General features: G+C 69.3%; 24 protein-coding genes and 1 tRNA gene. 15 read left to right on the forward strand and 10 right to left on the reverse strand.

Going from position 1 to position 25,912, the window contains the following annotated elements:
- Nucleotides 1–65: 65 nt before the first annotated feature.
- The gene (locus ACZ45E_RS12235) at nucleotides 66–650 is read right to left on the reverse strand and encodes a D-alanyl-D-alanine carboxypeptidase family protein (protein ID WP_468219622.1); all 585 of its coding nucleotides are present in this window, start codon (nucleotides 648–650) and stop codon (nucleotides 66–68) included.
- A 156-nt stretch (nucleotides 651–806) separates the two neighbouring features.
- Here ACZ45E_RS12235 and ACZ45E_RS12240 point away from each other — a divergent pair, with 156 nt between their 5' ends.
- Entirely contained in the window at nucleotides 807–1,502 is a 696-nt protein-coding gene (locus ACZ45E_RS12240; protein ID WP_468219625.1) for a response regulator transcription factor, read from the forward strand.
- Nucleotides 1,495–2,577, forward strand: coding sequence for a sensor histidine kinase (locus ACZ45E_RS12245; protein ID WP_468219627.1), 1,083 nt, complete (start codon nucleotides 1,495–1,497; stop codon nucleotides 2,575–2,577). Before ACZ45E_RS12240 ends, ACZ45E_RS12245 begins: the two co-directional genes overlap by 8 nt.
- A 38-nt stretch (nucleotides 2,578–2,615) precedes the next feature.
- Here the strand turns inward: ACZ45E_RS12245 and ACZ45E_RS12250 are convergent.
- Both ACZ45E_RS12250 and ACZ45E_RS12255 read right to left on the reverse strand, forming a co-directional pair.
- Nucleotides 2,616–2,689: transfer RNA gene (locus ACZ45E_RS12250), tRNA-Met, on the reverse strand.
- A 161-nt stretch (nucleotides 2,690–2,850) separates the two neighbouring features.
- Entirely contained in the window at nucleotides 2,851–3,813 is a 963-nt protein-coding gene (locus ACZ45E_RS12255; RefSeq protein WP_468219630.1) for a zinc-binding dehydrogenase, read from the reverse strand.
- Between the two features lie 199 nt (nucleotides 3,814–4,012).
- Here ACZ45E_RS12255 and ACZ45E_RS12260 point away from each other — a divergent pair, with 199 nt between their 5' ends.
- From ACZ45E_RS12260 to ACZ45E_RS12280, 5 genes are all read left to right on the forward strand, one after another.
- Nucleotides 4,013–4,687: a TetR/AcrR family transcriptional regulator gene (locus ACZ45E_RS12260; protein WP_468219631.1), complete on the forward strand. Its 675-nt coding sequence runs from the start codon at nucleotides 4,013–4,015 to the stop codon at nucleotides 4,685–4,687.
- A gap of 205 nt (nucleotides 4,688–4,892) precedes the next feature.
- Nucleotides 4,893–5,282 carry a thiol-disulfide oxidoreductase DCC family protein gene (locus ACZ45E_RS12265; protein ID WP_468219634.1) on the forward strand — a complete coding sequence of 130 codons (390 nt, stop codon included), beginning with the start codon at nucleotides 4,893–4,895 and terminating at the stop codon, nucleotides 5,280–5,282.
- 210 nt (nucleotides 5,283–5,492) lie between these two features.
- Complete coding sequence (locus tag ACZ45E_RS12270) at nucleotides 5,493–6,395, forward strand: aminoglycoside phosphotransferase family protein (RefSeq protein ID WP_468219636.1); 903 nt, start codon at nucleotides 5,493–5,495, stop codon at nucleotides 6,393–6,395.
- Nucleotides 6,396–6,487: 92 nt separating this feature from the next.
- Nucleotides 6,488–7,033 (forward strand): GNAT family N-acetyltransferase, encoded by a 546-nt coding sequence (locus ACZ45E_RS12275; RefSeq protein WP_468219639.1) that lies wholly within the window; start codon nucleotides 6,488–6,490, stop codon nucleotides 7,031–7,033.
- Nucleotides 7,034–7,084: 51 nt separating this feature from the next.
- Nucleotides 7,085–7,291 carry a DUF6207 family protein gene (locus ACZ45E_RS12280; protein WP_468219640.1) on the forward strand — a complete coding sequence of 69 codons (207 nt, stop codon included), beginning with the start codon at nucleotides 7,085–7,087 and terminating at the stop codon, nucleotides 7,289–7,291.
- An 89-nt stretch (nucleotides 7,292–7,380) separates the two neighbouring features.
- On the opposite strand, the gene ACZ45E_RS12285 is transcribed toward ACZ45E_RS12280, so the two are convergent.
- On the reverse strand, nucleotides 7,381–8,346 hold the full coding sequence (locus ACZ45E_RS12285; protein ID WP_468219643.1) for an esterase/lipase family protein: 966 nt from the start codon (nucleotides 8,344–8,346) through the stop codon (nucleotides 7,381–7,383).
- Between the two features lie 281 nt (nucleotides 8,347–8,627).
- Here ACZ45E_RS12285 and ACZ45E_RS12290 point away from each other — a divergent pair, with 281 nt between their 5' ends.
- Entirely contained in the window at nucleotides 8,628–9,914 is a 1,287-nt protein-coding gene (locus ACZ45E_RS12290) for a PucR family transcriptional regulator (RefSeq protein ID WP_468219645.1), read from the forward strand.
- 432 nt (nucleotides 9,915–10,346) lie between these two features.
- Nucleotides 10,347–11,324, forward strand: a complete 978-nt coding sequence (locus tag ACZ45E_RS12295; RefSeq protein ID WP_468219647.1) for an aldo/keto reductase — start codon at nucleotides 10,347–10,349, stop codon at nucleotides 11,322–11,324.
- 149 nt (nucleotides 11,325–11,473) lie between these two features.
- On the opposite strand, the gene ACZ45E_RS12300 is transcribed toward ACZ45E_RS12295, so the two are convergent.
- Nucleotides 11,474–12,541 carry an FUSC family protein gene (locus ACZ45E_RS12300; protein WP_468219649.1) on the reverse strand — a complete coding sequence of 356 codons (1,068 nt, stop codon included), beginning with the start codon at nucleotides 12,539–12,541 and terminating at the stop codon, nucleotides 11,474–11,476.
- 279 nt (nucleotides 12,542–12,820) lie between these two features.
- On the opposite strand from ACZ45E_RS12300, the gene ACZ45E_RS12305 reads away from it, so the two are divergent.
- Both ACZ45E_RS12305 and ACZ45E_RS12310 read left to right on the forward strand, forming a co-directional pair.
- Complete coding sequence (locus ACZ45E_RS12305; protein WP_468219652.1) at nucleotides 12,821–14,326, forward strand: MFS transporter; 1,506 nt, start codon at nucleotides 12,821–12,823, stop codon at nucleotides 14,324–14,326.
- 352 nt (nucleotides 14,327–14,678) lie between these two features.
- A complete protein-coding gene (locus ACZ45E_RS12310) occupies nucleotides 14,679–15,152 on the forward strand; it encodes a MarR family winged helix-turn-helix transcriptional regulator (RefSeq protein ID WP_468219654.1) in 474 nt (157 codons plus the stop codon).
- Nucleotides 15,153–15,193: 41 nt separating this feature from the next.
- Here ACZ45E_RS12310 and ACZ45E_RS12315 read toward each other — a convergent pair whose 3' ends face one another.
- Nucleotides 15,194–15,772, reverse strand: a complete 579-nt coding sequence (locus tag ACZ45E_RS12315; RefSeq protein ID WP_468219656.1) for a TetR/AcrR family transcriptional regulator C-terminal domain-containing protein — start codon at nucleotides 15,770–15,772, stop codon at nucleotides 15,194–15,196.
- A gap of 210 nt (nucleotides 15,773–15,982) precedes the next feature.
- Between ACZ45E_RS12315 and ACZ45E_RS12320 the strand changes: the two genes are divergently transcribed.
- Nucleotides 15,983–16,582, forward strand: coding sequence for a DUF4389 domain-containing protein (locus ACZ45E_RS12320; RefSeq protein ID WP_468219657.1), 600 nt, complete (start codon nucleotides 15,983–15,985; stop codon nucleotides 16,580–16,582).
- Between the two features lie 78 nt (nucleotides 16,583–16,660).
- Here the strand turns inward: ACZ45E_RS12320 and ACZ45E_RS12325 are convergent, their stop codons facing one another.
- Nucleotides 16,661–18,130: a non-reducing end alpha-L-arabinofuranosidase family hydrolase gene (locus ACZ45E_RS12325; RefSeq protein WP_468219660.1), complete on the reverse strand. Its 1,470-nt coding sequence runs from the start codon at nucleotides 18,128–18,130 to the stop codon at nucleotides 16,661–16,663.
- 628 nt (nucleotides 18,131–18,758) lie between these two features.
- Here ACZ45E_RS12325 and ACZ45E_RS12330 point away from each other — a divergent pair.
- The gene (locus tag ACZ45E_RS12330) at nucleotides 18,759–20,192 is read left to right on the forward strand and encodes an endo-1,4-beta-xylanase (RefSeq protein ID WP_468219662.1); all 1,434 of its coding nucleotides are present in this window, start codon (nucleotides 18,759–18,761) and stop codon (nucleotides 20,190–20,192) included.
- A 119-nt stretch (nucleotides 20,193–20,311) separates the two neighbouring features.
- Here the strand turns inward: ACZ45E_RS12330 and ACZ45E_RS12335 are convergent, their stop codons facing one another.
- Nucleotides 20,312–20,536 (reverse strand): hypothetical protein, encoded by a 225-nt coding sequence (locus tag ACZ45E_RS12335; protein ID WP_468219664.1) that lies wholly within the window; start codon nucleotides 20,534–20,536, stop codon nucleotides 20,312–20,314.
- 156 nt (nucleotides 20,537–20,692) lie between these two features.
- Here ACZ45E_RS12335 and ACZ45E_RS12340 point away from each other — a divergent pair, with 156 nt between their 5' ends.
- Together ACZ45E_RS12340 and ACZ45E_RS12345 are read left to right on the forward strand one after the other, a co-directional pair.
- On the forward strand, nucleotides 20,693–21,559 hold the full coding sequence (locus ACZ45E_RS12340; RefSeq protein WP_468219667.1) for a GNAT family N-acetyltransferase: 867 nt from the start codon (nucleotides 20,693–20,695) through the stop codon (nucleotides 21,557–21,559).
- A 161-nt stretch (nucleotides 21,560–21,720) separates the two neighbouring features.
- Nucleotides 21,721–21,975 (forward strand): AsnC family transcriptional regulator, encoded by a 255-nt coding sequence (locus ACZ45E_RS12345; RefSeq protein WP_468219668.1) that lies wholly within the window; start codon nucleotides 21,721–21,723, stop codon nucleotides 21,973–21,975.
- Nucleotides 21,976–22,097: 122 nt separating this feature from the next.
- Here ACZ45E_RS12345 and ACZ45E_RS12350 read toward each other — a convergent pair whose 3' ends face one another.
- Entirely contained in the window at nucleotides 22,098–23,129 is a 1,032-nt protein-coding gene (locus ACZ45E_RS12350) for a C40 family peptidase (protein WP_468219670.1), read from the reverse strand.
- A gap of 416 nt (nucleotides 23,130–23,545) precedes the next feature.
- Nucleotides 23,546–25,453, reverse strand: coding sequence for an N-acetylmuramoyl-L-alanine amidase (locus ACZ45E_RS12355; protein WP_468219672.1), 1,908 nt, complete (start codon nucleotides 25,451–25,453; stop codon nucleotides 23,546–23,548).
- Between the last annotated feature and the right edge of the window lie 459 nt (nucleotides 25,454–25,912).

A 25,912-nucleotide genomic window follows, 5' to 3' on the forward strand; every position in this document is an offset into this window, starting at 1 on the left:
GAAGCTGACCTGACCGGTCTCCGCCGTGTCCACCTGTCTCCTCGTCCGTCCTTGTTCGTTGCCGGTCACCGTTGCATCCTCGGGTCCTGGGTGGGGTCGACGTACATCCGCGGGCAGCCGTGCTCGATCGCGTCGGTGCGCTGTTCGTAGTGCCAGGGTTCATTCTCGTAGATCTGGCACAGCCCGTACGTGGCGCCGTGCTCGGCCAGCCACTCCGTGACCCGGGAGCGTCCGAGGTCGACGGCGTCCCCGGACACGTGCGGAGACGTGGACGCGGTGGCCACCCACCGGGCGGCCTCGTCCTTCGACCCGTACGTGGCGACCGCCCGGCGGAGAAGCAGGTCCTGGTACTCCGGGGAACGCCAGCCGCTGTTGACGTAGAACGCGCCCGCGTCGGCGGCGCCGGCGGTCGCGGCCCGGCGGAGTGCTCCGAGCAGGCCGGGGTCGAGGTGGGTCACGGCCGCGGTGGAGCTGTCGAAGACCGTCACGCCGTCGGGGACGACACCGTCGGCCTCGCTCGGCCCGTCACGACGCTCGATCCCGGGCACGTTCGAGGGCGCGGAGGGCGAGCGGGTCGAGGTGGGCTCGGCGGAGGACGACGGGGCCGAGGAGCGCGGCGCCTGGCAGGCGAGCGTTGCCAGGCCCGTCATCAGGACAACAACCGTCAGCCGCCGAGCGCGGCGGGGCCTCGCTCGTGCCGACGCTGGAGTTCGAGTCATGCAGCCACTGAAAGCAAGGCGGTGTTGCCGGACCGTATGCGGTTTTCGATACGTCGGCGATACGTGCCGACTCGTAGCCTGGAGACCATGCGTGTCTTGATCGTCGAGGACGAGCCCTACATGGCGGAAGCCATTCGCGATGGTCTGCGTCTGGAAGCGATCGCGGCCGACATCGCCGGTGACGGCGGCACCGCCTTGGAGCTGCTGGGCATCAACACGTACGACATCGCCGTACTCGACCGCGACATCCCCGGGCCGTCCGGTGACGAGATCGCCCGGCGCATCATCGCCTCCGGCAGCGGTATGCCGATTCTCATGCTCACCGCCGCCGACCGTCTCGACGACAAGGCCTCCGGGTTCGAACTCGGTGCCGACGACTACCTCACGAAGCCCTTCGCGCTCCAGGAACTCGTGCTCCGGCTCCGGGCCCTGGACCGTAGACGCGCCCACAGCAGGCCCCCCGTACGAGAGATCGCGGGTCTGCGGCTGGATCCGTTCCGCAGGGAGGTCCACCGGGACGGCCGTTACGTCGCACTGACCCGGAAGCAGTTCGCCGTGCTCGAGGTCCTCGTCGCCGCCGAAGGCGGTGTCGTCAGCGCCGAGGAACTCCTGGAGCGCGCGTGGGACGAGAACGCCGACCCGTTCACCAACGCCGTACGCATCACCGTCTCGGCCCTGCGCAAACGCCTCGGCGAACCGCTGCTCATCGCCACCGTGCCGGGCGTCGGTTACCGCATCGACACCGCGCCCAACACCCCGAGCGAGGGAAAGAACCGTGGATAGACGGCCGGGGCCGAGCGTGCGCCTCAAACTGGCCCTGAGCTACACCGGATTCCTGATGCTGGCCGGGGCCCTGATGCTCGTCGCCGGATGGTTGTTCCTGACGCGGGTGCCGCACGTCGGGCTCGTCTTCCTGCCCGGCTACAGCCTGTCCGTCGCGCGCGACTTCGCACCGATGGCCGCCCTCACGATGCTGTTCCTGCTGGTGTTCGGTCTCGGAGGAGGATGGTTCCTCGCCGGCCGCGTGCTCGCCCCCCTGAACCAGATCACGCACGCCACCCGCACGGCCGCCGACGGATCGCTCTCCCACCGCATCCGGCTGCCGGGGCGCAAGGACGAGTTCCGCGAACTCGCCGACGCCTTCGACACGATGCTCGCACGGCTCGAAGCACACGTCTCCGAGCAGCAGCGATTCGCCGCCAACGCCTCTCACGAACTGCGCACCCCGCTGGCCGTGTCGAAGTCGCTTCTCGATGTGGCGCGCGCCGACCCGCACCACGACACGGTCGCACTCGTCGACCGCCTCCACGCCGTCAACACCCGGGCCATCGACCTCACCGAGGCACTGCTCGTGCTCAGCCGCGCCGAACAGCGGTCCTTCGCCCGAGAACGCGTCGACCTGTCCCTGATGGCGGAAGAAGCCGGCGAGGTGCTGCTCCCCCTCGCGGAGGAGCACGGCATCACCCTCGACATCAGCGGCGACATCGCCCCCACGCCCGGTTCACCGGCGCTCCTGCTCCAGCTGACCACGAACCTCCTACAGAACGCCATCGTCCACAACCTGCCCGGCCGAGGACACGTGTGGGTCCACACCGGCGTCCACTCCCGCACCGTGGTCCTCACTGTCGAGAACACCGGGGAGCAGCTCGCCCCGCAGCTGGTCGCGACCCTCACCGAACCCTTCCGGCGCGGCACCGAGCGCGTCCACACCGAAAACGCGGGCGTCGGTCTGGGGCTGGCCATCGTCGACACCATCGCCCAGGCCCACGACGGAACCCTCACCCTCGTACCGCGCGCCGCCGGTGGGATCCGCATCACTGTGGAACTTCCCGCGATGTCCGCGCACGCCGACGCGTGAGGGCCCGGATCCAGTGGATCCGGGCCCTCATCACGCAGTAGCGGGGACAGGATTTGAACCTGCGACCTCTGGGTTATGAGCCCAGCGAGCTACCGAGCTGCTCCACCCCGCGTCGGTACGTCCGACCTTACGCCATGTCGGCGGGTACCCGTGACCATCACGGCAGGAGCCGGCTTCCACCACCGCCGCCCAAGACCTGGCGCGGGTGCATGAGATCAGGACCTGGTGCGGGTGCATGAGGTCAGGACCTGGCGCGGGTGCACTCGGACCAGCTCACGGCACCAGTACAACCCTGCCGAACACCTCCCCCGCGTCCATCCGGCGGTGGGCCAGCCCTGCTTGGTCCAGCGGCAACATCTCGTGCACGACCGTGCGCAGGTTCCCTTGTGCGGCATCGGTGAACTGGGACGACCGCACGGCCTGCCGGTCGGGGCCGGGCACGGTGTCGGAGCTGAACGTGGCGAACGACACCGATCTGCGGAAGGCGTCCATCAGCCGCATGCCGAAGTCCACCGGCGGCTGCCCACCGACCACGCCGACGGCCACATAGCGCCCGTTGGAGTTCAACTTGTCGAGGAAGAGGGGGAGTTCGGGACCTCCCACGACATCGATCACCACATCGAAGCCCCCCGCTGCGTCGGGGCCGCCCTCGCCGGAGCGGTCAAGCACATGGGTCGCGCCCAGTTCACGCAGGCGGGCACCACGCTCCACCGACGAGGTGGTGACCGCCACCGCGCCCGCGCCGAGCCGGGCCGCGAGCTGGACGGCCGTGATCCCGATACTGCCCGCCGCACCGCGCACGAGAACCGTCTCTCCGGGTGTGGGACGGGCCCGGTCCAGGGCGAAGTGGGCGACCACGCCCGAGCCGCCGAGGGTCACCGCGTCGGCGCCGGTCAGACCGTCGGGCAGCGCGAGGACGTCCTCGACCGCGGCGACGGCCTCCTCGGCATACCCGCCGGACAGGCCGGTGAACGCCCACACCCGCCGCCCGATCCACGAGGCGTCCACGCCCTCTCCGACCGCGGCGACTCTTCCCGCGACCTCGCTGCCCAGGAGATGGCCCTCCCGGAAGCCGTAGGCGGCCAGTGTCCCCCGGCGGATCACGGCGTCGACACCGCCTACCCCGATCGCTTCCGTGACGATCCGCACCTGCCCCGCACCGGGAACGGGCGCGGGCACCTCGACGACCTCAAGGCCACCGGGGTCACCGAACGTCCTGATCACGACGGCTTTCATCTCTGCTCCTCGGGTCGGTGAAAAACGGATCGCCGCTGCTGCGGCCGCGGGCGTCGGGTCGCCCTGCCCGGCCGACCGGCCGGACAGCAACGGCGACGTGCCGGGGCCGCGGGGCCGGGAGCGGCGTGGCGGCACCGGGGGCGGCACCGCCATCGGAACGTAACGGACGCCTCCGTCCGTTTGGCTAAAGTGAGAAACGATGACCAGCCATTTGCCTCAGACCGTGCGCTCCGACGCCCGCGACAAGCGGGCCCGCATCCTCACCGCCGCCGGCGCGGTCTTCGGGGAGGAGGGCCTGAGTGCGCCCATGCGCGAGATCGCCCGGCATGCGAGCGTCGGCCCCGCCACGCTGTACCGGCACTTCCCGACCAAGCAGGCACTGATCGAGGAGACCTTCGCCGAGCAGCGGCGGGCCTGCCACGCCGCCGTCCGCGACGCCCTCGCGGACGACGATCCATGGCACGGCTTCCGACGCCTGGTCGAGCAGATCTGCGAGCTCCACGCGCACAGCCGGGGATTCGCCGACGCCTTCATGACGGCCTTCCCCGAAGCCATGGACTTCGCCGCGGACCGGGATCGGACGCTGCGCGCGGTCGGCGAACTGGCTCGCCGCGCCCAGGAGGCCGGCGCACTGCGCCCCGGCTTCGTCGTCGACGACCTGGTCCTCATGCTCATGGCTCACCGGGGCCTCCACGACACGCCGCCTGCCGCCCGCGTCGCGGCCTCCCGCCGCTTCGCCGCCTACGTGATCGAGGCGTTCCGCGCCGTCCCGCAGACGGGAGCAACGGGAGCAACGGGAGCAACCGGAGCACCTACACCGCTGCCGCAGGCACCACGCCTCCAGTTCACGTCGGCGGAATCCCGCGCGAGGTGAACCGGTTCGGCCGGGTCGACGGGGATCGCGGTCCCGGCGACAACGAAGCAGTGTCGTTTTTCACCGGGTGGCGCAGCACGTGACGTACGTCGCCGACCTTGCTTGCTCAGCGACCCGCGCCGGGGGCTCGCCGTCGGACCGCGGCTCAGCCCGGGAGCCCTGCCCTCGTCGTCGGCAAGCCGGGGCGACGCGTCATGCTGGACACATGACTATTCAGCCCGTTCTTGTTTTCGATGGGGACTGTGGTTTCTGCACCACGTCGGTGAAGTTCGCCGAGCGGTACGTCCGGCCGCGTTGCGAGATCGTCCCATGGCAGTTCGCGGACCTGGAAGCGCTCGGCGTCACCCAGGAACGAGCCGAGTACGAGGTCCTCTGGGTGACCCCGGCCGGCACGGTCCACGGAGGTTCGCAGGCCGTGGCCAAGGCACTTCTGAGCGCGGGCCGGGGCTGGCCCGTGCTCGGTGCCGTGCTGACGCTGCCGCCGATGCGTTGGGCCGCCCACGCCGTCTACCGGCTGATCGCGAACAACCGCCATCGCATGCCGGGAGGGACAGCGGCTTGCGCCGTGCCCGGCCGCAGGCCATCGGGGGCGTAGCGCCGCCGTGAGCTTGCGGGCCTGGTCCTGAGCGCTTACGCGCCGGCGTCATGTGTCCCGTCCATCCGTCCGTCCCGTACGTCCGCCCCGTACTCAGGAAGTCCGGAAGTCCGGAACTCCGGTCGAGGCGTTCGGGGAATCCAGAGGGATCTCGGCCAGTTCCGGAGCGCGAAAGCTGCCTCGCCTGCCGCCTCAGTACTGTGACTTCGCATGACCGACACCGACACCGGGATCGAGATCACCGCAGACCTGATCCGCGGCCTCTTGCAGGAGCAGCATCCAGACCTCGCGGGGCTGGCCATCCGCGAGGTGGCGGGCGGTTGGGGCAACCAAATGTGGCGTCTCGGGGACGAGTTGGCCGTGCGCGTGCAGCGTATGGACCCCACCCCGGAGTTCCAGCTCAAGGAGCGGCGCTGGCTACCCGTGCTGGCTCCGCGCCTGCCGCTGCCGGTGCCGACTCCGGTGCGGTTCGGCGAACCGTCCGAGCGTTTCCCCAAGCACTGGACCGTGATGACATGGGTTCCCGGTGAGCCGCTGGACCACGGCTCGATCAGCCGCGGCGAGCACGCGGCGGACACGCTGGCGGGTTTCCTCCGGGCGCTCCATGTGAGGGCGCCCGCCGAGGCGCCGATCGTTGCGGGCCGCGGCGCCCATCCCAGGGACTGCACGGACGGCTTCGACTACTTCTTCCAGGCCGTTGCCCCCGACGACATCGCTGCCGGAACCCGGGCCGTCTGGGACGACGCCGTCGCCGCCCCAGGGTGGGAGGGGCCGCCGGTGTGGGTGCACGGCGACCTCCATCCCGCGAACGTCGTCGTCTCGGCCGGAACGCTCTCGGGCATCGTCGACTTCGGTGACCTGTTCGCCGGCGATCCGGCGTGGGACCTCGCCGCCGCATGGGTGTTGCTACCCGCGGGCGCGGCCTCTCGGTTCTTCGACGCGTACGCGTATGCGGACGAGGCGGCGATCCGGCGCGCCCGCGGTCTGGCTGCCATGAAGAGCCTCTTCCTGCTACTCATGGGGCAGAACGGCGATCGTGGCCTCCCTGGTGGCAAGCCGCATTGGGGGCCTGTGGGTCGGGCGGCACTTGATCGGGTTCTGCGGGGTGTGTGATGCGGGCGCCTTGCGCAGCACCCGTTGATCGATCGCACCGAAGGCTCCCTCCGCGCGATCGATCAGGGCAGGCGGACTGCGATACTCCGGCCATGGATGCTGGGGTGGCGGGGGGTGGCGCGCGGTCAACCGTGGCGGCGTCTGCGGTGGGCACGTCGGCGCAGGCCGCGGAGTGGGTGCTGCGGTGTGCGGGGGCGGCGGACATCGAGGTGATCGCGGAGTTGCGGGCCGCGGTGATGCGTGCGGATCTGGAACGCCTCGGGCGCTACGACGAGCACCGGGTGCGGCAGCGGCTGAGGGATTCCTTTTCTCCGCGGCACACGTCGATCATCATGGTCGACCGGGAAGTCGCAGGGTGCGTCACGGTCCGGCCCGCCGAAGGAAGGCAGTGGCTCGAACACTTCTACCTTGCTCCGCACTATCAGGGCCGAGGGCTCGGATCCGCCGTGTTGCGGACGGTGTTGGAGCGGGCCGATGCGCACGGCATGACCGTGGCGTTGAACGTCTTGCGGGGCAGTGCTGCCCGCCGGCTCTACGAGCGCCACGGATTCGTCGTGGAGGCCGAGGACCCGATCGACGTCTTCATGGTGCGCCCGCCGGGGGCGAGCACCGCCGCGGTCCGCGCCTCGAATGGGTGATCACTCGTGGGTGGGCGAACCGCGGAGACGTCAGTTGGCGTCGCCCCCGACATGACTGACCAGCCTGCCTACCTCACCCAGCCCGGCCTGGTGCACATCACGATCGAGGGCGTCGCCCCGGAGACCGTGCTCGCCGCGGCGCACGAACTGACCGCTTGTCACGACATCACGGGCCCCGGCGAGCCCTCCCCGATCCCGGGCGAGGTGGGTGTGCGCATCCGGCAGTACATGTACCCGGTGAGCCTGCTCGAACGGTGAGCGATGCCTTGATGACTCCAGGATCGTCGACTCACGGCCGCGGTGCGGCCCGGTCGTGGTGGCCATCGTCGGTCACACCACCTCAGAACTCACAGGAGCTGAAGGCCGTAGTCGCGGCACACCGGCTTGAAGCCTTCCGCTCCGCCGGCCAGGGCGTTCATGGTGATCTGAAGCGTCGGGCCGTCGTTGAAGAGGCCCATGTGTCCGGCCCGATCGGACGGACAGACGTCCTGGAGAACCACATTGTCGACGTTCTCGCCCTTGAGTGCCTGGGTCGCGTACGGCGTGACGACGGTGTCGTACTTCGACATCACGACCGTGTAGTGCGGCCCTTCGGGGACGGTGTCGCCGTCCGCCCACATCTCACGGGTGTAGTCCGAGGTGTTCGCCTGCTCGACGACTCCCGGGAAGCGTGCCACGTTCGAAAGGTGTGTCACGAAACCCATGAGGTTCAGCTTGGCACCGAGGTCGACGATGCCGTTGACGTTCGTACCGTGCGAGCTCGGGGCCCAGCCCACGTACGTGTCGACCTTCCGGGCACCGTCCATCTTCTTCATCCACCACATGGGGACGCTTCCACCGAGCGAGTGCCCGATGATGTTCACCTTCGTGGAGCCCGTGGACGCGAGGACCTTGTCCACGAACGCGTCGAGCTGCGCCGCCGACTCGCGGTTGGGGCCGAGCCCGCCGACGCGTCCGAGAGAGAGCGGGGTGAAGCCGTAGTTCAAGGCGTAGACGCAGTAACCCGCGTTCTTCAGGCGCGGCGCCGTCTTCACGAAGTTCGCGCCGAGGTTGAAGAAGGTGCCCGGCAGCATGACAACGGGTTCCGGGTGCGCGGCGCTCGGCTTGCACGACCAGTCGTTGGCGCCGGGCACGGCTCCCGGCGAGCTCACGTAGTTCCACAGGGCTTCCGGCACACCTCCTTCGCGGAGCCTGGGCGTCTCGTCGGCCCGGGCCGGGGCCGCTGCCGAGAGGGCCAGGGCTGTCGCGGCACAGACGGCCGCGGCGGACAGGCCCGTGCGGAGCTTGCGCGGGGACGGCTGGGTCATCGGCATACGTGTCTCCTGATGCGCGGGGCGACGGGCGGATCGGCGAGCGCGGGTCACCGCGGTGCGAAGAAGCGCTCCCAGAGGAAGCTTGGGGTAACAACCGCCCCTCGGACCCCGACTGACATCCAGACATGCCGGGCGCCTTTTGTGAGCCGTCACAAGAACGGGACTGTGTTCGAAGCGGCGGAGAGGTCGCTCACACCGGCGGCCACGCTCTTGACGCCTCGCTCGCGACCAGCGACTTTGGCTACCGCCACGCGTAGATGATCTCGGGCGGAGGAGGCGGCATGGAGTACGACGGCGCGACCCCGCCGCTCTTGGCCTTCAACGGTGTCGTCCTCCACCAGCGCCTGACCGACGCACTCCCCATGCTGGCCGGCCGCGTTCTGGACCGCCTCGTCGACCACGTACCGGTCTACGACACGATGCCCGGCGAACAACTCCGCGGTGAGATCCAGAGAGTCGTCGAACAGGGCATCGACTCCTTCGCCGCCATGCTGCGCACCGGGCAGCCTCCCCACGAGAGCCGCCTCCTGGCGCTGCGTCAGTCGGCCGCCAAACGCGCCGAGGAGGGAGTCCCCGTCGAGGCGGTGGTCCGTGCGTACCACGTCGGCGCACAGGAGTGCTTGCGGCAGATGCTCTCCCACGCCACGGCGGACGACCTGGAGCACGTACAGGCCGCCACCATGCTGGTGCTGCAGTTCCTGGAGCGCATGACCGTCACCGTGGTCGCCGGGTTCTTCGCGGAGCGGCAGGCGGTTCTGGGCGAGGAACAGTCCGCACGCCAGGCCCTGTTGACAGCGCTTGTCGAGGGCGCGGACGCGGTGGGCGCCGCGGCTCACTGGGGTCTGGACATGCCTCCCTGCTACCTCGTCCTGGACCTCGCCATCGGCGCGCACCCCGACGAGGCGCTCGCCGGAGTGAGCCCGGTCATCGCGGCCAAACGCAAACTGCGCCGGCTACGGGTCGAACTCGACCGGCACGTCGACGGCACCGTCCTGTCCGCGCTGTCCGCCGACGGCGGTCTGGCGCTGGTCCCCTGCCGGACGGCCCCTGACCGGGTCACGGACCAGGACTGGACGCGGCTCGCCGGTGCGGTCGCGCACATGCGGCGGGTCGCCGGAGTCGACGTCATGGCGGGTGCGGCCTCCGCCGCACCCGAGGGCATCCCCGCCGCGGTGGCGCTGGCGCAGGAGGTGCGCCGGGTCGCGGCCGCGTCGGAGCGGCCTCCGGGGCTCTACCGGCTCCCGGACGTGCTGCTCGAATACCAGCTGACGCGGCCGGGGCCGGCCCGCGACGAACTGGCACGGCTGGTGCGGCCGTTGACCGCTCGCCCCGAGCTGTTGGGCACGGTGCGCGCGTATCTGCGCTGCGGGCTCAGCCGCCGCCGTACCGCTCAGGAGCTGTGCGTGCACCCCAACACGGTCGACTACCGGCTGCGCCGCGCGGCGCAGCTCACGGAGCTGGACGTCACGACAGGACCGGACGCGCTACGAGTCCGAGCGGCGATCAGCGCGCTCGACGCGGCAAGTGCCGGGCTGGGTACCGGCGGTGGGCCGTTCTCATCACCGTAGGCGGCGGAACGGGGTTGCGAACGCCTGCCGGCCCACGACGTCGACGCGGGCCCCGTCGCCGGAGTCACAGGTTGATGTCACGCATCACGGGCGCGACGCTGGGTCCGGCCTGCGGCGACCAGGGCGATGGGCAGAGGTGTGAAAGCCACGACGTCACAGATGGCGTTGGCGGCGAACGGGGCGTGGAGTGCCGGGCCCTGTCGTTCCCCCGAACAGGTCGGCCCCTCAGGAAGAGGTCGAGGACGTGAGCAGGAACCGGCCGGGCCGTAGGCTTTCACGGGGCCGTAGCGTCGTGGCCCGCCCACGGCGGCCCGTGCCAACAGCACGGGGACGGGCCACGGCTCCCGCGGTCCGCACTGCGACGGGCGCCGGCCGGCGATCCCGCATCGGAACGGACCGGACCGGTCGAAGACGATGGAGCGGAGAATATTGATGCGCCACATTCACCTGCGTGACCTGAACGTTTCCCGGATCGGTCTCGGCGCGATGGGCATGTCCCAGGCGTACACCGGAGCGGGAACCAACGAGGCGGAATCCATCCGCACCGTGCACCGCGCCCTCGAACTGGGCGTCGACTTCATCGACACCGCCGAGATCTACGGCCCGTACACGAACGAGGAGTTGCTCGGCCGTGCGCTGAAGGGGCGCCGCGACGACGTGGTGCTCGCGACGAAGTTCGGCCTGGTCTCCCATGACGGCGGCGGGCCGGGGAACGTCGACTCCAGCCCGGCCAACGTGCGTGCCGCTGTCGAAGGGTCGCTCGCTCGGCTGGGCACCGACCACATCGACCTGTACTACCAGCACCGGGTCGACCCCGACGTGCCCATCGAGGAGACGGCGGGCGCCGTGGGTGAGCTGATCGCCGAGGGCAAGGTACGCGCCTTCGGCCTGTCCGAAGCCGGCCCTGACACGATCCGCCGCGCGAACGCCGTCACCCCGGTGACCGCCGTCCAGTCCGAGTACTCCCTCTTCACCCGCGACCCGGAGGCGCGTGTCCTGCCGGCGCTCCGCGAACTCGGCATCGGCTTCGTCCCGTTCTCACCGCTGGGGCGCGGCTTCCTCACCGGGACGATCCGGTCCACGGCGGGCTTCGACAAGGACGACTTCCGCCGGGACAACCCGCGCTTCACCGGCGAGAACTTCGAGCACAACCTGCGTCTCGCAGACGAGGTCCAGGCGGTCGCCGCCGAGGCGGACGCCACTGCCGCCCAGGTCGCCATCGCGTGGCTGCTCGCCCAGGGCGACGACATCGCCCCTATCCCGGGCACCAAGCGCGTGAGCCGCCTGGAGGAGAACGCCGCCGCCGACACCATCCGGCTCACCGCGGCCCAACTGGACCGTCTGACGAGTCTCCCGCCCGCGGCCGGCGCCACGCACTCCGAAACTCAGATGAAGCTGCTCGAACGCTGACCGTTCCGCGTCGGGGGGGGGCAGCGGCGCGCAAAGCTCCCCGGCGTCGGTTCACTTGGGGCGGTCGGCGCAGGTTGCGCGGGGCGTGGCGTGATCCAGCCGGCTGCCCTGGCCGTTGCCCCTGCCCAGTCCCCGTCCGGTGTCCCGGCTCAGTGGTCGGTGGTGTCCTCCAGAACGTCGCAGGTGTTCTGGAACTCCTCCATCAGGCGGGTTGCCTCGACGATGAGGACACCGTAGGGGCGAGTGGCGTCGGCCAGCGGCAGCTCGTACTCGTCAGCGGCCGTGAGGACCTTCTGCGACGCCTCCTGTGCCGTGCCGGCGAGCTCGCGCATCCGCTGGGCCTGGTCGGCGAGGGTGTCACTGTCGAGTTCGGCGATGACGCGCGCGATGTCGCGCAGGCTGGCGGCGAAGTCGGCGTAGGCCTTGAGCGCCGGGCCATAGGTGTAGGTGTCCTCGCTCTCCCGCCAGCGGTTCAGGCTGCGGGTGAGCGAGCCCAACTGATACACAGCGCGCTCCATCGCGGTCAGCGACTGCCGGTAACGGCTGAGGGCGGGATGGCCGCGGTGGGCGGGCAGCAGCCGCCTCGGGTTGAAGGGCAGACTGCTCTCCGCCATCTCCAGCCCCGCGCGGGCCTGCCCGACCGCGTCCTGGACGCGTTCACCGACCGCGACCCACCGCTCGGCCCGCTCCGCCTTGACGTCCCCGCTGCCCAAGCCGTCGGCCATGTCGTCCAGCAGTGACTCCATCTCCCTGGCCAGGACACGCAGGCCCCGCTCCGCGCTGCGGTACCGCAGCGGCGGCACGACGCACAGGTTCACGACCAGACCGATGCCGCAGCCCAGGAGCACCAGCAGAACGATCTGCCCGAGCTGGGCCGCCCGGTCCGCGTTGGTGGTGGACGCACTGTAGGTGGAGAACGCGAAGAAGGCGGCCGTGGCGACCTGCGAGCGCTGCTCCCCCAGCGCCGGCCACTGCCCCAGACTCAACGCGATGACGGCCACCACCACGAACGCGAACAGATCAGGGCCGGCCGTGAACCCTATCGCCGCCTGTACCGCCACTCCGACGACGACCGCCGCGACGCAACGCAGCGTCTGCCACACCGACTTCGAGATCGTCACGTTCATCGTCAGCACCGCCGAGAACGGTGCGAACGCCGGCGACGTCGCCTTCAGCAGATCATGGGCGACCCACCAGCTCAGGGTCGCCGCCAGCACCCATTTGCCGGTCAGAAGAAGTGTGTGCCGTTCATGCCCGGACGAAGCCCATGCCCGCCGCCCCCAGGCCCATGCGTTGTGAAGCTGCTCCACCACCCGCTCCGACTGCCCTCTCCGTACTCGGTCCCGCCGATCCAGAACTGGGGGAAGTCAAGTAACCGCAGGGGACGGCGGCAAACGGCGTACTCCTGCACGCCTCCGGCATCCGGTTGACATCTTCGAAGCACTGACTACCCTCGATATTGCTAAGAATATTGATAACCAATGAACTGAGGCACGATGAGCACCGACCCGATCCCCGAGCCGTACCGGTGGCGATGGCTGATCCTGGTGGTGATGATCGTCGCGGAGGTCATGGATCTCCTGGACGCGTCGATCGTCAACGTCGCGGGCCCCGCGCTGGAGGAGTCCCTCGGCGCCAGTTCGGTCGGTCTGCAGTGGGTGATCGGCGGCTACGCGCTGACGCTGGGGGCCGGTCTCGTCCTGGGCGGCCGGCTCGGCGACCGGTACGGGCGGCGCCGCATGTTCCTGATCGGCCTGGCGGCGTTCACGCTGAGCTCCTTGCTGTGCGCGCTGTCGCCGAACATCGGACTGCTGATCGCCTTCCGGCTGGTCCAGGGCGCGGCGGGCGCGATGCTGCTCCCCCAGGGCCTGGGACTGCTGCGCGAGAACTTCTCCGGTCCCGAGCTGACCAAGGTCTTCGCGATCTTCGGTCCCGTGCTCGGCCTGGGCGGCATCGTCGGCCCGGTCCTGGGCGGCTTCCTCATCGAGGCCGACCTCCTCGGCCTCGGGTGGCGCTCGGTGTTCCTGGTCAACCTGCCCATCGGGCTCGCCGCCTTGGCCATCGCGGCGAAGTTCGTACCCAGGAAGGGCGGTGACCGCACCGTGCGGGTCGACATGGCCGGCGCGGCGCTGGTCGTGGCGGCCTGCGCGCTCCTCGTCCTGCCGCTGAACCAGGGGCAGGAGGACGGCTGGCCACTGTGGACCTGGCTGTGCATGGCCGCTTCGGTCATCGGATTCGGCCTGTTCGCGCTGGAGCAGCGCCGCACCGCCGCGGCGGGCCGGGAACCGCTGGTCACCCCGGGCCTGCTGAGCAAGCCCGCCTTCACCGTCGGGCTCGGCGGAATCGCCCTGTTCTTCGGCGGGTTGATCGGTACGCAGCTCGTGCTCACACTGTTCCTGCAGCTCGGCCAGCATTTCAGTGCCGGGGACGCGGGACTCGGCAACCTGCCGCTCGCGGTGGGTACGGCGATCGGCGGCGCGGTCAGCGGCGCGCTCCTCGCCGACAAGATCGGCCGCAAGGTCCTTCAGGTCGGGCCGCTGATCCAGCTCGCCGGTGCGGCGTTGCTCTGGTTCGAGCTCGACGGCCTGAGCGCCGGTTCGTTCTCGATCTGGGACATCGCCCCGGGCGTGGCGGTGGCCGGTATCGGCGCGGGCATGGTGATCGCCGCCCTGTTCAGTTTCATCCTCGCCGCGGTCGACGACGACGAGATCGGCTCCGCCTCCGGCGTGCTGTCCGCGGTGCAGGCCATCGGTGGCTCCATCGGCGTGGCGATCTTCGGCTCGGTGTTCTTCGCCCAGGCCAAAACGGGTGACTTCACCGCGGGCTTCCACCACGCGCTGATCGTCCAGGCGTGTCTGCTGGCCGCGTTCCTGGCCATCACCTTCCTGCTGCCGAACAAGGCCCGGCCCGAGGAGGAGCAGCACGGCATCACTGCCCCTGCCGGCGACCCCGCCGACCGCGGTGCTGCCGATTCCTGCGCGGAGCGGGACGTCGCTGTGTGAACCCCGGCCCGGGGTCGCCCGTACAGCGGTCCCAGACCGGGGAGCGCAGGTATTCACCCGTCACGAGGGGGTCTTCGCGCCTACGCCGAGCGGGTCCAGGAGCTGCTGCCGCCCCAGCAGGGCTCAGGGCCTGCCGTCCGGCGTGCCACGCGTCGCCGTACCGCACGCCCGGCGGGAATCCGTACCCTCCGCCTGGTCCTGCGGGCCGGCAGCCGGTCCCGCCTCGCCGGGAGACCGAGCCGTTTCTCCGTCCCACCCGCCGACACCTTTGCCCTGCCCTCCTCCAGTCCGTAGGCCTCACGCATCATTGGTTGCCAACGTCTTCAGCGACCCGGGGAGCAGCTTCCACACCATGCCGAGCGCCAACCAGCCCACCGAGCCCCAGTCCGCGGCCCCGGCGGAGGGTCCCATCCGCGATCGTCTGCGGAATCTGACCCGCCGCCAGCAGCGGTTCGAGCGGTACCTGGGCCGGCAGATGCACGTCGATCCCGCCGGGCTGGCGGTGATGGATCACCTCGTCAACGCCGGGCCGGCGACGCCGAGCGAACTGGCCCGCGAACTCAGCACGTCGACGGCGGCGATGACGCTGGTGATCGACCGCCTGGTGGACGGTGGGCATGTGAGCCGTCAACCGCATCCCAGCGACCGGCGCAAGGTGCTCGTCACACCGGCGGAGCACTGGGAGCAGGCCGCCTTCGAGCACGTCGAGCCCCTCATCACGGGCATCGGCGAGATCACCGGGTCCATGACGGCCCAGGAGCAGGCCACGGTGGCGGCGTTCCTGGAGCGGGCCGTGGCCGCCTACGACCGGGCGACCAAGATGTAGGCGGTCTCGCCCCGCGCTCGGCCGTGCCGGGAGCGGAGGGATCAACCGGGGCCGGCCCCGTGGCGGGCCCGCTCGAGGCCGTCGAGGATCAGGTCGAGTCCGAACAGGAACTCGTCTCCGCGGTCGTACTCCGGTCGCAGGAGGTGCTCGGCGGTCGCCTCCTGGAGCGAGAACCCGTAGATGTAGCTGTCCAGGACGGACACCACGTGGGCGGTCAACTCGGTGGAGAATTCCGCCCTTCGGAGCGTGGCGATCACGCTGTCGTGGTGGCGCAGGGTGGCGGGCCCGGGGGTGGCCCGCGACTCCATGAGGCCGGTCGCCCAGGGGTGGCGCGACATGACCGTACGGGCCGAGATCGCCCGGCGGCGCATGGCCGCCCGCCAGTCCGCCTCGTCGGCCGTAAGGTCGATCTCGGTGAAAACGGTGTCGATCATGCCGCCGAGCAGGTCGTCCTTGTTCGCCACATGGCGGTACAACGACATGGCCTCGACGCCCAGTTCCACGCCGAGTTTGCGCATGGTGAGCGCATCGATCCCGCTCGCGTCCGCGAGGGCGATGGCCGTCCGCAGCACCCGCTCCCTGCTCAGCGGAGGGCGGGATGCGGGCTCAGGGTGGGTCATCCGCGTGCTCCGGTCCTCGGCCTTGACACACCTACGGCGCCAGCGTACGACTTACCTACAAAGTAAGCTTACGTTGTAAGGCGCCGATCTTGGTGTCCGAGCAGCGCAGACCGGAGGGCCCGTCCCGGGCAGCAGGTCGCCAACGGGTCACGCATGCGGCGGCGCGCGGTCGCCGCGCTCATCCATGCAGTGCCGTCCGAGGAGGGCACCATGACCCTGGCCACCCCTTACCCCACCCAGCTCGAACTCAAGGGCACACGTCAGATAGCCCGCTGGCGGCCGCTCGTGCAGTGGTTCCTCGCGGTCCCGCAGCTGCTGATCGCCTATGCGCTCGGCCTGTTGCGTGAGGTGCTGACCTTCATCGCCTTCTTCACCGTGCTGTTCACCCGCCGCATCCCGCGCCCGCTCTTCGACGCGATCGCCATGACCTTCCGCTACGAGTGGCGCGTCGCGAGTTACGCGCTCTTCCTGCGCGAGGACTACCCGCCCTTCGGCTTCCAGTCCGCCGCCGGCGACGACGGCCTGGACCCGCACACCGTCGTCACGTTCATCTACCCCGAGCGGATGTCCCGTTGGCAGCCCCTGATCAAGTGGCTGCTCGCGATCCCGCACTACGTGGTGCTGTTCGTGCTGGGCATCGCGGCGCCGGTCGCGGTGTTCGTGGGCTTCTTCGCCGTGCTCGTCACCGGCGCATACCCGCTGGGGATCCGTGACTTCGTCGTGGGCGTCTACCGCTACAACCTGCGCGTGCAGGCCTACGTCGGCCTGCTCACCGACAGCTACCCGCCCTTCGGCCTGCGGACCGGATGACCGGCCGGTGACAGTCACGCGCCCGGCCCGAAGCCGCCTCCCCTCGCACATATCCGGAGCCGGGCGCGTGTCATGCCGTCAGCGCTGCATTGTCAGCAGGCCCGGGCGGTAGGGCAGCAGGCCGTAGTCGCCGCCGGAGCTGGGGCTGCGCCCCTGGTAGAGCAATCGCAGATTGCAGGGATCGACGGTCATCGTCTGATCAGCGGTGGTACGAATCAGTTCGCCGTGGCTGATGTCGTTGGTCCAGGTGGCGCCGCTGTTGGCCTTGCCGGCGAAGGGGTTGCTCTCGGTCGCGGCCTGCGGTGTCCAGGAGCCGTTGAGGCTGGTGGCCGTGAACGAGCGGAAGTAGCGGCCCTGCGAACCGATCGCCTCGACGATCATGAGGTAGCGGTTCTGGCCCTGCAGCTTGTAGACCTGCGGGGCTTCGAACAGGTTGTTCGTCGTGTCGCTCATGACCACGGTCGAGGTCGTGCCGAAGCTGCCCGGGAAGTTCCCGATCGGCATACTGGCCCGGTAGATCTTGCCGTTGTCGCCGGCGAAGAACAGGTACATGTTCGTCCCGTCACCGATGAGCGTCTGGTCGATGGGTCCCGTTCCGGAGCCGGAGATGCTTCCGGAGAAGAGCGTCTGCTGGGACGACCAGCCGTTGGGGTCGGTGGGATCGCTCGACGTCCGGTAGGAGAAGGCGCTCCCGCCCCACTGGTAGGCGAGCACCCAGATGTTCTTCGGCGCGAAGTAGAAGAGTGTGGGCGCGACGGTGGACGTCGACATCGTGTTCTGGCCGGCCGAGGCCATCTCCGACCAGTTGGTGAAGAGGCCGAAGTTCATCGACCCCCAACTCGTCCCGGTGTCGTGCGTCGTCGCGTAGACGAGTTGCCTGCCGTTGTAGGGGACGACGGTGAAGTCCTTGAGCGAGACCCACCCCGGCTTGGGCTGCGCCAGCGCGCCCGTCGATGTCCAGCGGTATGTCGACGGAAGGTCGCACGGTCCGGGGGTGTCGCCGCCGACCTTGACGAGCTGCCACTGCTGATTGGTGCCGCCCCAGTCGTCGTACTGGACGATGGCGGCGTTGTCGGCGGTGGAGGCGCCCTGTGCCTCAAGTGCCTTGTTGCTGTGGCGTGAGATGAGCCGTACGTAGCCGTCCGCACTGTCGGCCAGCCGCCACTGCTGGTTGGCGCTGTTCAGGTCGGCCCATTGGACGATCGGGCCGCCGTTGGCGGTGGACCAGTTGTGGACGTCCAGGACCTTGCCCGAGAGGCGGGACTTGATGCGGTAGTAGCCGCCCCCGGAATCGACGAACTGCCACTGCTGCTGGCTCTGATCGTTCCTGGTCCACTGGGTGATGCGGGCGCCGTCGTCGGTCGCCATGTTGTAGACGTCCAGAGCCTTGCCGCTGTTGCGGTTGACCAGCACGTACGAGGCGTCGGGGTCTACGGCCGCCGCCGCCCCGGCGGGCTGGGCTCCGAGGAAAGTAGCCACGAGCAACAAGGGGGCTAGGACGGCGAGCAGGCGTCTGAGACGGACCGGGGACAAGTGGCGAATCCACATCAGAGGGGCTCCTTCGGGGTGGGGGTACGCCGATGGATCGCGGAGCGGTGCGGCCGGTCGAGAGAAGGAAACCTTTCGAAAGTTTTCGGAACGACAGTCGGCACAACATCCGGAATCTATGACGCCACAAGCTAGGAATAGGGGGCCGTCCGGTCAAGGCTTGTCGCCGAACTGTCCACAAACAGCGCCTCCCCGGAGTGAAGTCAGGTAATCGGTGCTAGGCGCACCGTCTTGGACCGGCCCTGCGGCATCCGCCGATGACGTCCTCGCAGGTCGACCAACCGACTCACTGGTGTTACGGAAAGTTTCGAGAAAGAAACGGAAACTTATTCTGCGGCGCGTCTTGACGACCCCTCGTCAACACCTCGATCATCCCTGTCTGAGACACCGGCCATAGTCCGATACTCCGAACCACACCGATCCGGCCCCGGGCCATCTGTACGGCACGACCGATGCACGCGCAGCCGCATGACAGATCCGCGCACCAGAGCACCCCCGAACTCGAAGAGGTACGCGACGCCGCGCGGCGCTGTCCCCGGCCGAGCCGCGAGGGAGCACGCCCATGCCTGTCTCGACGCATTCCGCTGCGCTTCAGTCCTTCCGTGATTTCTACCTTGGAGGCACCGTCATGGGCTTGTATGCCCTCCCCGGACCCGTTGTCCGCCGCAAGATCCGCAGTCTGCTGCTGGCGCTGGTCGTCTGCGTCCTCGGCGCGGTCGCCACGCTGGCCGCTTCGCCGACCGCCCACGCCGCGGAGAGCACGCTCGGCGCGGCGGCGGCGCAGAGCGGCCGCTACTTCGGCACCGCCGTCGCCTCCGGCAAGCTGGGCGACTCGGCGTACACGGCGATCGCGGGCCGTGAGTTCAACTCGGTGACGGCCGAGAACGAGATGAAGATCGACGCCACCGAACCGCAGCGGGGCCAGTTCAACTTCACCGCCGGTGACCGCGTCTACAACTGGGCGGTACAGAACGGCAAGCAGGTGCGCGGCCACACACTGGCCTGGCACTCCCAGCAACCCGGCTGGATGCAGAGCCTCAGCGGGTCCACGCTGCGCCAGGCGATGATCGACCACATCAACGGCGTGATGGGCCACTACAAAGGCAAGATCGCCCAGTGGGACGTCGTGAACGAGGCCTTCGCCGACGGCAGCACGGGAGCCCGGCGCGACTCCAACCTGCAGCGCACCGGCAACGACTGGATCGAGGTCGCTTTCCGCACCGCGCGCGCCGCCGACCCGGCCGCCAAGCTCTGCTACAACGACTACAACGTCGAGGACTGGACCTGGGCCAAGACCCAGGCCATGTACGCCATGGTCAAGGACTTCAAGCAGCGCGGCGTGCCGATCGACTGCGTCGGCTTCCAGTCGCACTTCAACAGCGGCAGCCCCTACAACAGCAACTTCCGCACCACGCTGCAGAACTTCGCCGCGCTCGGTGTCGACGTGGCCATCACCGAACTCGACATCCAGGGCGCCCCGGCCACGACCTACGCCAACGTGACCAACGACTGCCTGGCCGTCTCCCGCTGCCTCGGCATCACCGTCTGGGGTGTGCGCGACAGCGACTCCTGGCGCTCGCAGGACACGCCCCTGCTGTTCAACGGCGACGGTAGCAAGAAGCCCGCCTACACCGCTGTCCTCAACGCTCTCAACGGCGGCTCCACCACGCCCCCTTCGGGTTCCGGGCAGATCATCAAGGGCGTCGGGTCGGGTCGCTGCCTTGACGTGCCCAGCAGCAGCACGGCTGACGGCACCCAGCTCCAGCTGTGGGACTGCGGCAACAACGCCAACCAGCAGTGGACGTACACCGCCGCCGGCGAACTCAGGGTCTACGGCAACAAGTGCCTGGACGCCGCAGGCACCGGCAACGGCACCAAGGTCCAGATCTACAGCTGCTGGGGCGGCGACAACCAGAAGTGGCGTCTCGCCTCCGACGGTTCCATCGTCGGCGTCCAGTCCGGCCTCTGCCTCGACGCCGTCGCGGCCGCCACCACCAATGGCACCCTGATCCAGCTCTACTCCTGCTCGAACGGCAGCAACCAACGCTGGTCCCGCACCTGACGGGGCCGGCCACGAACGGAAGGGTGCGCCGATGAAGACCTACGGTGCGGGCTCTCCTGCCCGTCCGCGTAGGCGTCGCTGATGCCCCCGGGTCGCCGTCGCGGTGGCGGCGACCGGGTTCAGTCCTTGACGCGGTGCAGTTGGAGCTCCCGGTTGACGAAGAGGTGCACGAATCCGCATCGCCAGCAGATCAAGCCGGTGGCGGTCTCGTCCGCCCAGGCCAGGTTGAAGAACTCCCCGCCCGTGCTGTTGAGCTTCACCCCGCGTTCGCGGAAGCGATCGCTCTTACACACCTGACAGGTGATCCACATCTCGCCCAGCGACGCTTGTACCGCTTTTGCCACAGCACTCCTCCTTGCGTTCCCCGAGTACCGTGGCGGCACTGCGCCGCGCGTGACCGGACTTGGCTTGATCATCGTCGCAAACCCGTCGCTGGGCGAGCGAGTTGAGCAAGACCTGAGCAGGTAGCCGCTCGACGAGGTCATCCGGGATCATGAAGCATGATCCCGGATGACTGGCACCTCACCCAAGACGTCGACGATTTCCTCGCCCGAGCCGGGGACTTCCTGCGCTCGCATCCCGCCCTGCACAACACGCCGCTCACGGACATCGAGAAGCTGCGGATACCTGGGGTGGGCGCGCACGACGCCGAAGCCCCCGTCTTCGGGCGACTGGAGACAGGCGGCGAAGTTCGCGCGATCTTCTACCTCACTCCGCGCGGCCGTCTCGGCCTCACTCCCCTTTCTGCCGAGCAGACGGACGCCCTCGCCGCTCACCTGGCCGGCCTCGACCACTCGCCCTCCACCGTCATCGCCGACCACGACACCGCCGGCGCTTTCGCCGAGTCATGGCAGCGGCACACGAGCGCTGTACCGGTACCTTTCTGGCGGACACACCTCTACCGTCTCGGCACGCTCACCCCACCGGTGGCGCGCGCGGATGGTCGGGGCCGTCTCGCAGGCGAACAGGACCGCGAGCAAGTCGTGGGCTGGTGCCGTGAGTTCTGCGTCGATGTCAAAGAGCAGCGCTCCATCGACCTGATCGACGCGGGCTCCTGGGACGACTCGCGCTTCGGCGACCGGCACTTCACGTTCTGGGAGACCTTGGACGGCACCCCCGTCTCCATGGCAGCCGTGACCTCGGTCGTCGGCGGCATGGTCCGGGTGGACCCCGTCTACACCCCGGCCCGCCTACGGGGCCACGGCTACGCGGGCGCCGTGACGACCGAGGTGAGCCGGGCGGCGCTGACCGCGGGCGCGACCGACGTCGTCCTCTTCACGGATCCGGACAACCCCACGAGCAATGCCCTCTACCAGCGCATCGGGTACGTCCACGTCGCCGACTTCGCCGGGTACAAGTTCACCTGAGGAAACCTGAGGCGCACGAGCAACTGAACAGCACGTCCGCCAGCGCCCCCAGGCTCGCGCGGGGCGCACCCGGTGTCAGCACGGCCGGAAGGTGACCCTTCGCAGGTCGATCGTCCTTCGGTTGGCAGACGCGGTAGACGGCGTCACCGCTGCTGGCGGCCTTGGGCATCGACGCCCGCCGCACCCACGCCGAGCTGGCCCGTTCCAGCGGGCTGAGCGAGACGACCGTGCGTCGTCGGCTGCACCGGATGACGGGCAACGGCGAGCTGTACTTCCGCTGCGGCCTCAACCAGTACCTGGCGGGCTGGCCCGTCTGCGCGCCCAAACGCATGGGCCGGCTGATCGACAGCCGGGGCATGGCGCGCGCGTACGTTCCGCTGACGGCCGAGCCGAGAGATGTTCCGGGGCCTTCCTAGCCGCCAAGGGGCATCTGGGCAGCCATCGGGTCCGCCCCGGGTCCCTCGGTCTGTGCCCGAGCGGCGCTGTTCCGGGCGCCGTTGGTACACGGAGTTGGTACACGGACCGAATGGGGGCGCGATCAGCCTCCGACGCGGACGCCGAACTGGAAGCTGCCGATCGTACTCATCGACTCGTAGCGCACCGAGGCTCCCGGGTGCGGCGCGTGCAGCACCTGGCCGTTGCCCGCGTACAGGCCGACATGTTCGGTGTTGTTGAAGAAGACCAGGTCACCGGGTTTGAGAGCGCTCATGCCCACCCGGGCTCCGTCGTTGACCTGCGTGTACGTGACGCGGGATATGTGGATGTCGGCCTGCGCGTACGCCCACTGCGTGAGGCCCGAGCAGTCGTAGGAGTTGGGCCCGGTGGTGCCGCGGACGTACGGCTTGCCTATCTGGGTGGCGGCCGCGCTCAGGGCGGCGGCACCGAACTTGGAGGCGGCCACCTCGCTGCCGAGGTCGACGCGGCCGGCGGAGGAGCGGCTGGCGCGGGCGTCGTCCTCGGTCAGCTGCTGTCGTTCGGCGGTGGTCAGGGTGTTCAGCAGTTTCTGCGCCTTGCTGAGCTTGTCCTGGATCTCTTTCTTCTTCTTGCCGAGTTCGGTGCGGGTCTCGGTGAGGTCCTTGAGCTTCTCTGTGGCCTGCGCGCGCTCCTGGGCCAGCTCGCGCTGCTTCGTCTGGACTGTCTTGAGCGACTCCAGTTGCTGCGCGGAGAGTGAGTCGAGCGTGGACGCCTTGTCGAGGTAGTTGTCCGGGTCGGCGGAGAGGAAGAGCTGGACGGAGGGATCAATGCCGCCGGAGCGGTACTGCTGGCTGGCCATCACACCGATGCCCGTACGCAGTTCATTGAGCTCACCCTGCTCGCGGGCGACCTTGTCCTGGAGCCGGCTGATCTCCGTCTCCAGTTTCTGCTGCTTCTCCTTGGCCGCGTCGTAGTGGTTGGTGGCCCGTTCCGCCTCTTCGTAGAGCTTGTCGACCTCTGCCTTGACCTCGCTCTTCGTGGGCTTGGGGGCCGCGTTGGCGGCCTGCGAAGTAAGCGCCACGGCAGCGACGGCCGTCGTGGTGAAGACGGTCACGCGTGTGCGGTTCGATTGTTTGGGCCGACGGTGGGACGCCACGAAGACGGGCTCCTTCTTCCTGCCGCCCACAGAGCACGCAGGGCGGTGCCCCTCCACCGTCACCCACCTGTTGCAAGTGATCACCCGAGCGGAGGTTCGAGCTCCGACCTTAGTGACCTTCCTGTGACCATTTCAAAGCCTGACGTGAAAAATCTCGACCACATCTGCATTATTTGCGCACAACTCACGATCGGTGCGGCCCATATGACACTGCGTCGCGCGGATTACTCGCCAACCAGGCAAACGTGTACGGACGTTGCAGTTCCATCAGAACCCGGTCGTCCGGGTCCGTGAGTGGTTTGTGGAGGAGGCGCAGAGACCTCCGTGCGCCACGTCTCCCGTAGGAGTACGCGCCGCACCGGAGGTCTCTGTCCTGGTCGGATCCGGCCGTTCACCACCGGACGACGGCCCGTTCCTCAGCGGACGACCGCCTGGGTCGCGGTCACGGCGTCGGCGTAGACCAGGGCGACGCGGTGGTTGTACTGGATGGTGTACATCTTCTTGCCGCCGGTGACGACCTTGCCGCTGGAGGCGAAGAAGTCGTCGGTGGCGATGGGCGCCGTGGTGGCCACGTATGCCTGACCCGCGGGGACGGAGTACATGCTGAGCGGCGCCTGCGTGGAAGGGCTCAGGCCCGTCGGATACTCGGACGGGTCCGGGTAGTTGGTCCCGTGGACCGGCACGGCGGTGGCCCCCGCGGGGCGGATCACCTGCACGCCGTGGCTGATCCTCGTGTTGTTTCCCTGGGGGTTGTCGAACCACACCTTGGCACCGCTGAACCAGATCGCGGTCCAGCCGCTCTGCGAACCCGCCACGACGAACTGCTGCCCGGACTGTGCCGTGCTGCCCCAGTCGTTGATCCGGTCGGTGCCGGCGGCGGTGCCATGGATCGCCTGGTCGCCGAAGAGCGGCGCGGTGCTGCTCGGGGCCGTACGCAGGTGGACGAAGTTCACCGGGCGCCGGTCCTCGGTGCAGACCGTCGTCCGGCCGGTGGGGTCGTCCTCCGGGCAGATCCGTACGGTCTGCTCGTTCTGGGCGAAGGGCAGGTCGATCGTCACGACCTCCCCGGCCTGCGGAACACCGCGCGGGCCGGTCGCCGGCGCACCCACCAGCTCCATCAGATGTGCGAGGTCGAGGTCGGGTCCCATGTCCCAGTGCATGCCGGAGACCAGCGAGGACTTCGGTCCGGCGACGTTGTCGTGGCCGATGACGTGCTGCCGGTCGAGGGGGATGTCGAGCCGTGCGGCCAGATACTTCACCAGGTCCGCCGTGGCCTCGTACTGCGCCTCGGTGTACCAGTCGGCGCCGTGCGCGGCGAAGCCCTCGTGCTCGATGCCGATCGAGTGCAGGTTGGTGGAGTAGTTACCGGCGTGGAAGGCGATGTTCTTCGTGGGCACCATCTGCGTGACGGAACCGTCCGAGGACATGACGTAGTGGGCCGAGGACGGGTTCGTGGGGTTGGCCAGACCCGCGACGCCGGACTCGTAGGTGGACTCCAGGTCGTGCAGCACGATGGTGTCGATCTTGATGCCGTTGGCGGGCCGGTCGGACACCTGGCCGCCGACGGGCGAGCCGGCGACGAACGTGCAGCGCACCGTCGGCGGGCACTCGGTGGCGGTGGTCGCCGACGGCTTCAGACGCAGGGCCGCGACCTGTGACGTCGCGGGTTCCACCGAGGGATCGGAGGACAGCCGGATCTTCTGGCCGTCCCGCGTCACGGCGGTCTTGCCACCGCGGATCCTGTCGTAGACACGGTCGGCGAAACGCACCGCGCCCTGCCGCTGCTTCGACTGGCTGTAGCGGGCCACGGCTCCGTACCACCGGGAGGCGTCGGCGGGGGTGCCACCGACCAGCTCCTTCTCGTAGGAGGCAAGGAGCGCCGCGCCACCGCGGATGTTCGCGGTCTCGTCCCCGCGCAGTTCCCGCGTGGACAGGCCGGTCAGTTTCGCCGCCGCCTGGAGGGTGTGCAGGGCGGGATCGCCGGCGAGGGACTTGAGGTCGGTGCGGCCCGCGGCGCCCGCCGCACCGGTCGCGAGCAGGTCGGGTGTCACGTCCGTGAGGTGCATGACTCCGTAGCCGCCGCCGGTGCTGGCCTGCGTGCCGTGGGTGTTCCAGGCCGACTCCTCGTAGGCGACCGCGAGCAGCACATTCGCCGGGACGCGGTACTCGTCGGCGGCGGCCTGGATCGTCTGTTCCCGCGATACCGGTGCGTCGTTCGCCGTGTCGGCCAGCGCCGCGATCGGCATGGCGGCCAGGCATCCCGCGGTGAGTGCGCCCACCGCGAGCGCGACGCCTACGCGGCCGGGCCTCTTTCGCTTGTGCAAGGTGGTGTTCCTTAAACGCTGGAGGGAAGTACCGGGGCAGCTCTCCCGGCGTCACCGCTCGCGGATGAAGAAGACGGCAGCGACGGAGACAAACATATGCCTGCACGGAGCGTACGAGGGTGCGCACCCGGCTGCGCCGCCTGGCTGCCGGCCACGGATCGCCGAACTCCTCGGTATCCCCGAGGAACACCACCTGGACTTCCGTCGCTGGGCTGCTCTGGCGCTCCAGGTGGCCTCGCCGGAGCACCGCGCGGCGCTCGCCGGGCTGCACGGACTGCTGCCCGGTGCGGTGGAGGAGTTCCTGCGCCGCGCTCGGTGCGGCCGGCCGCGAGTACCGTCAGGGCCTTTTCATTGCTCTCCGCCAAGAGGCAGGTGGGCGCCGACACCGGCAACACATATGCACGCCGCACGTCACGCGGAGAGCCAGCTCACACCTTGTCACCGCTCAACCAGGTGACG

The sequence above is a fragment of the Streptomyces sp. NPDC030991 genome (assembly GCF_055571235.1).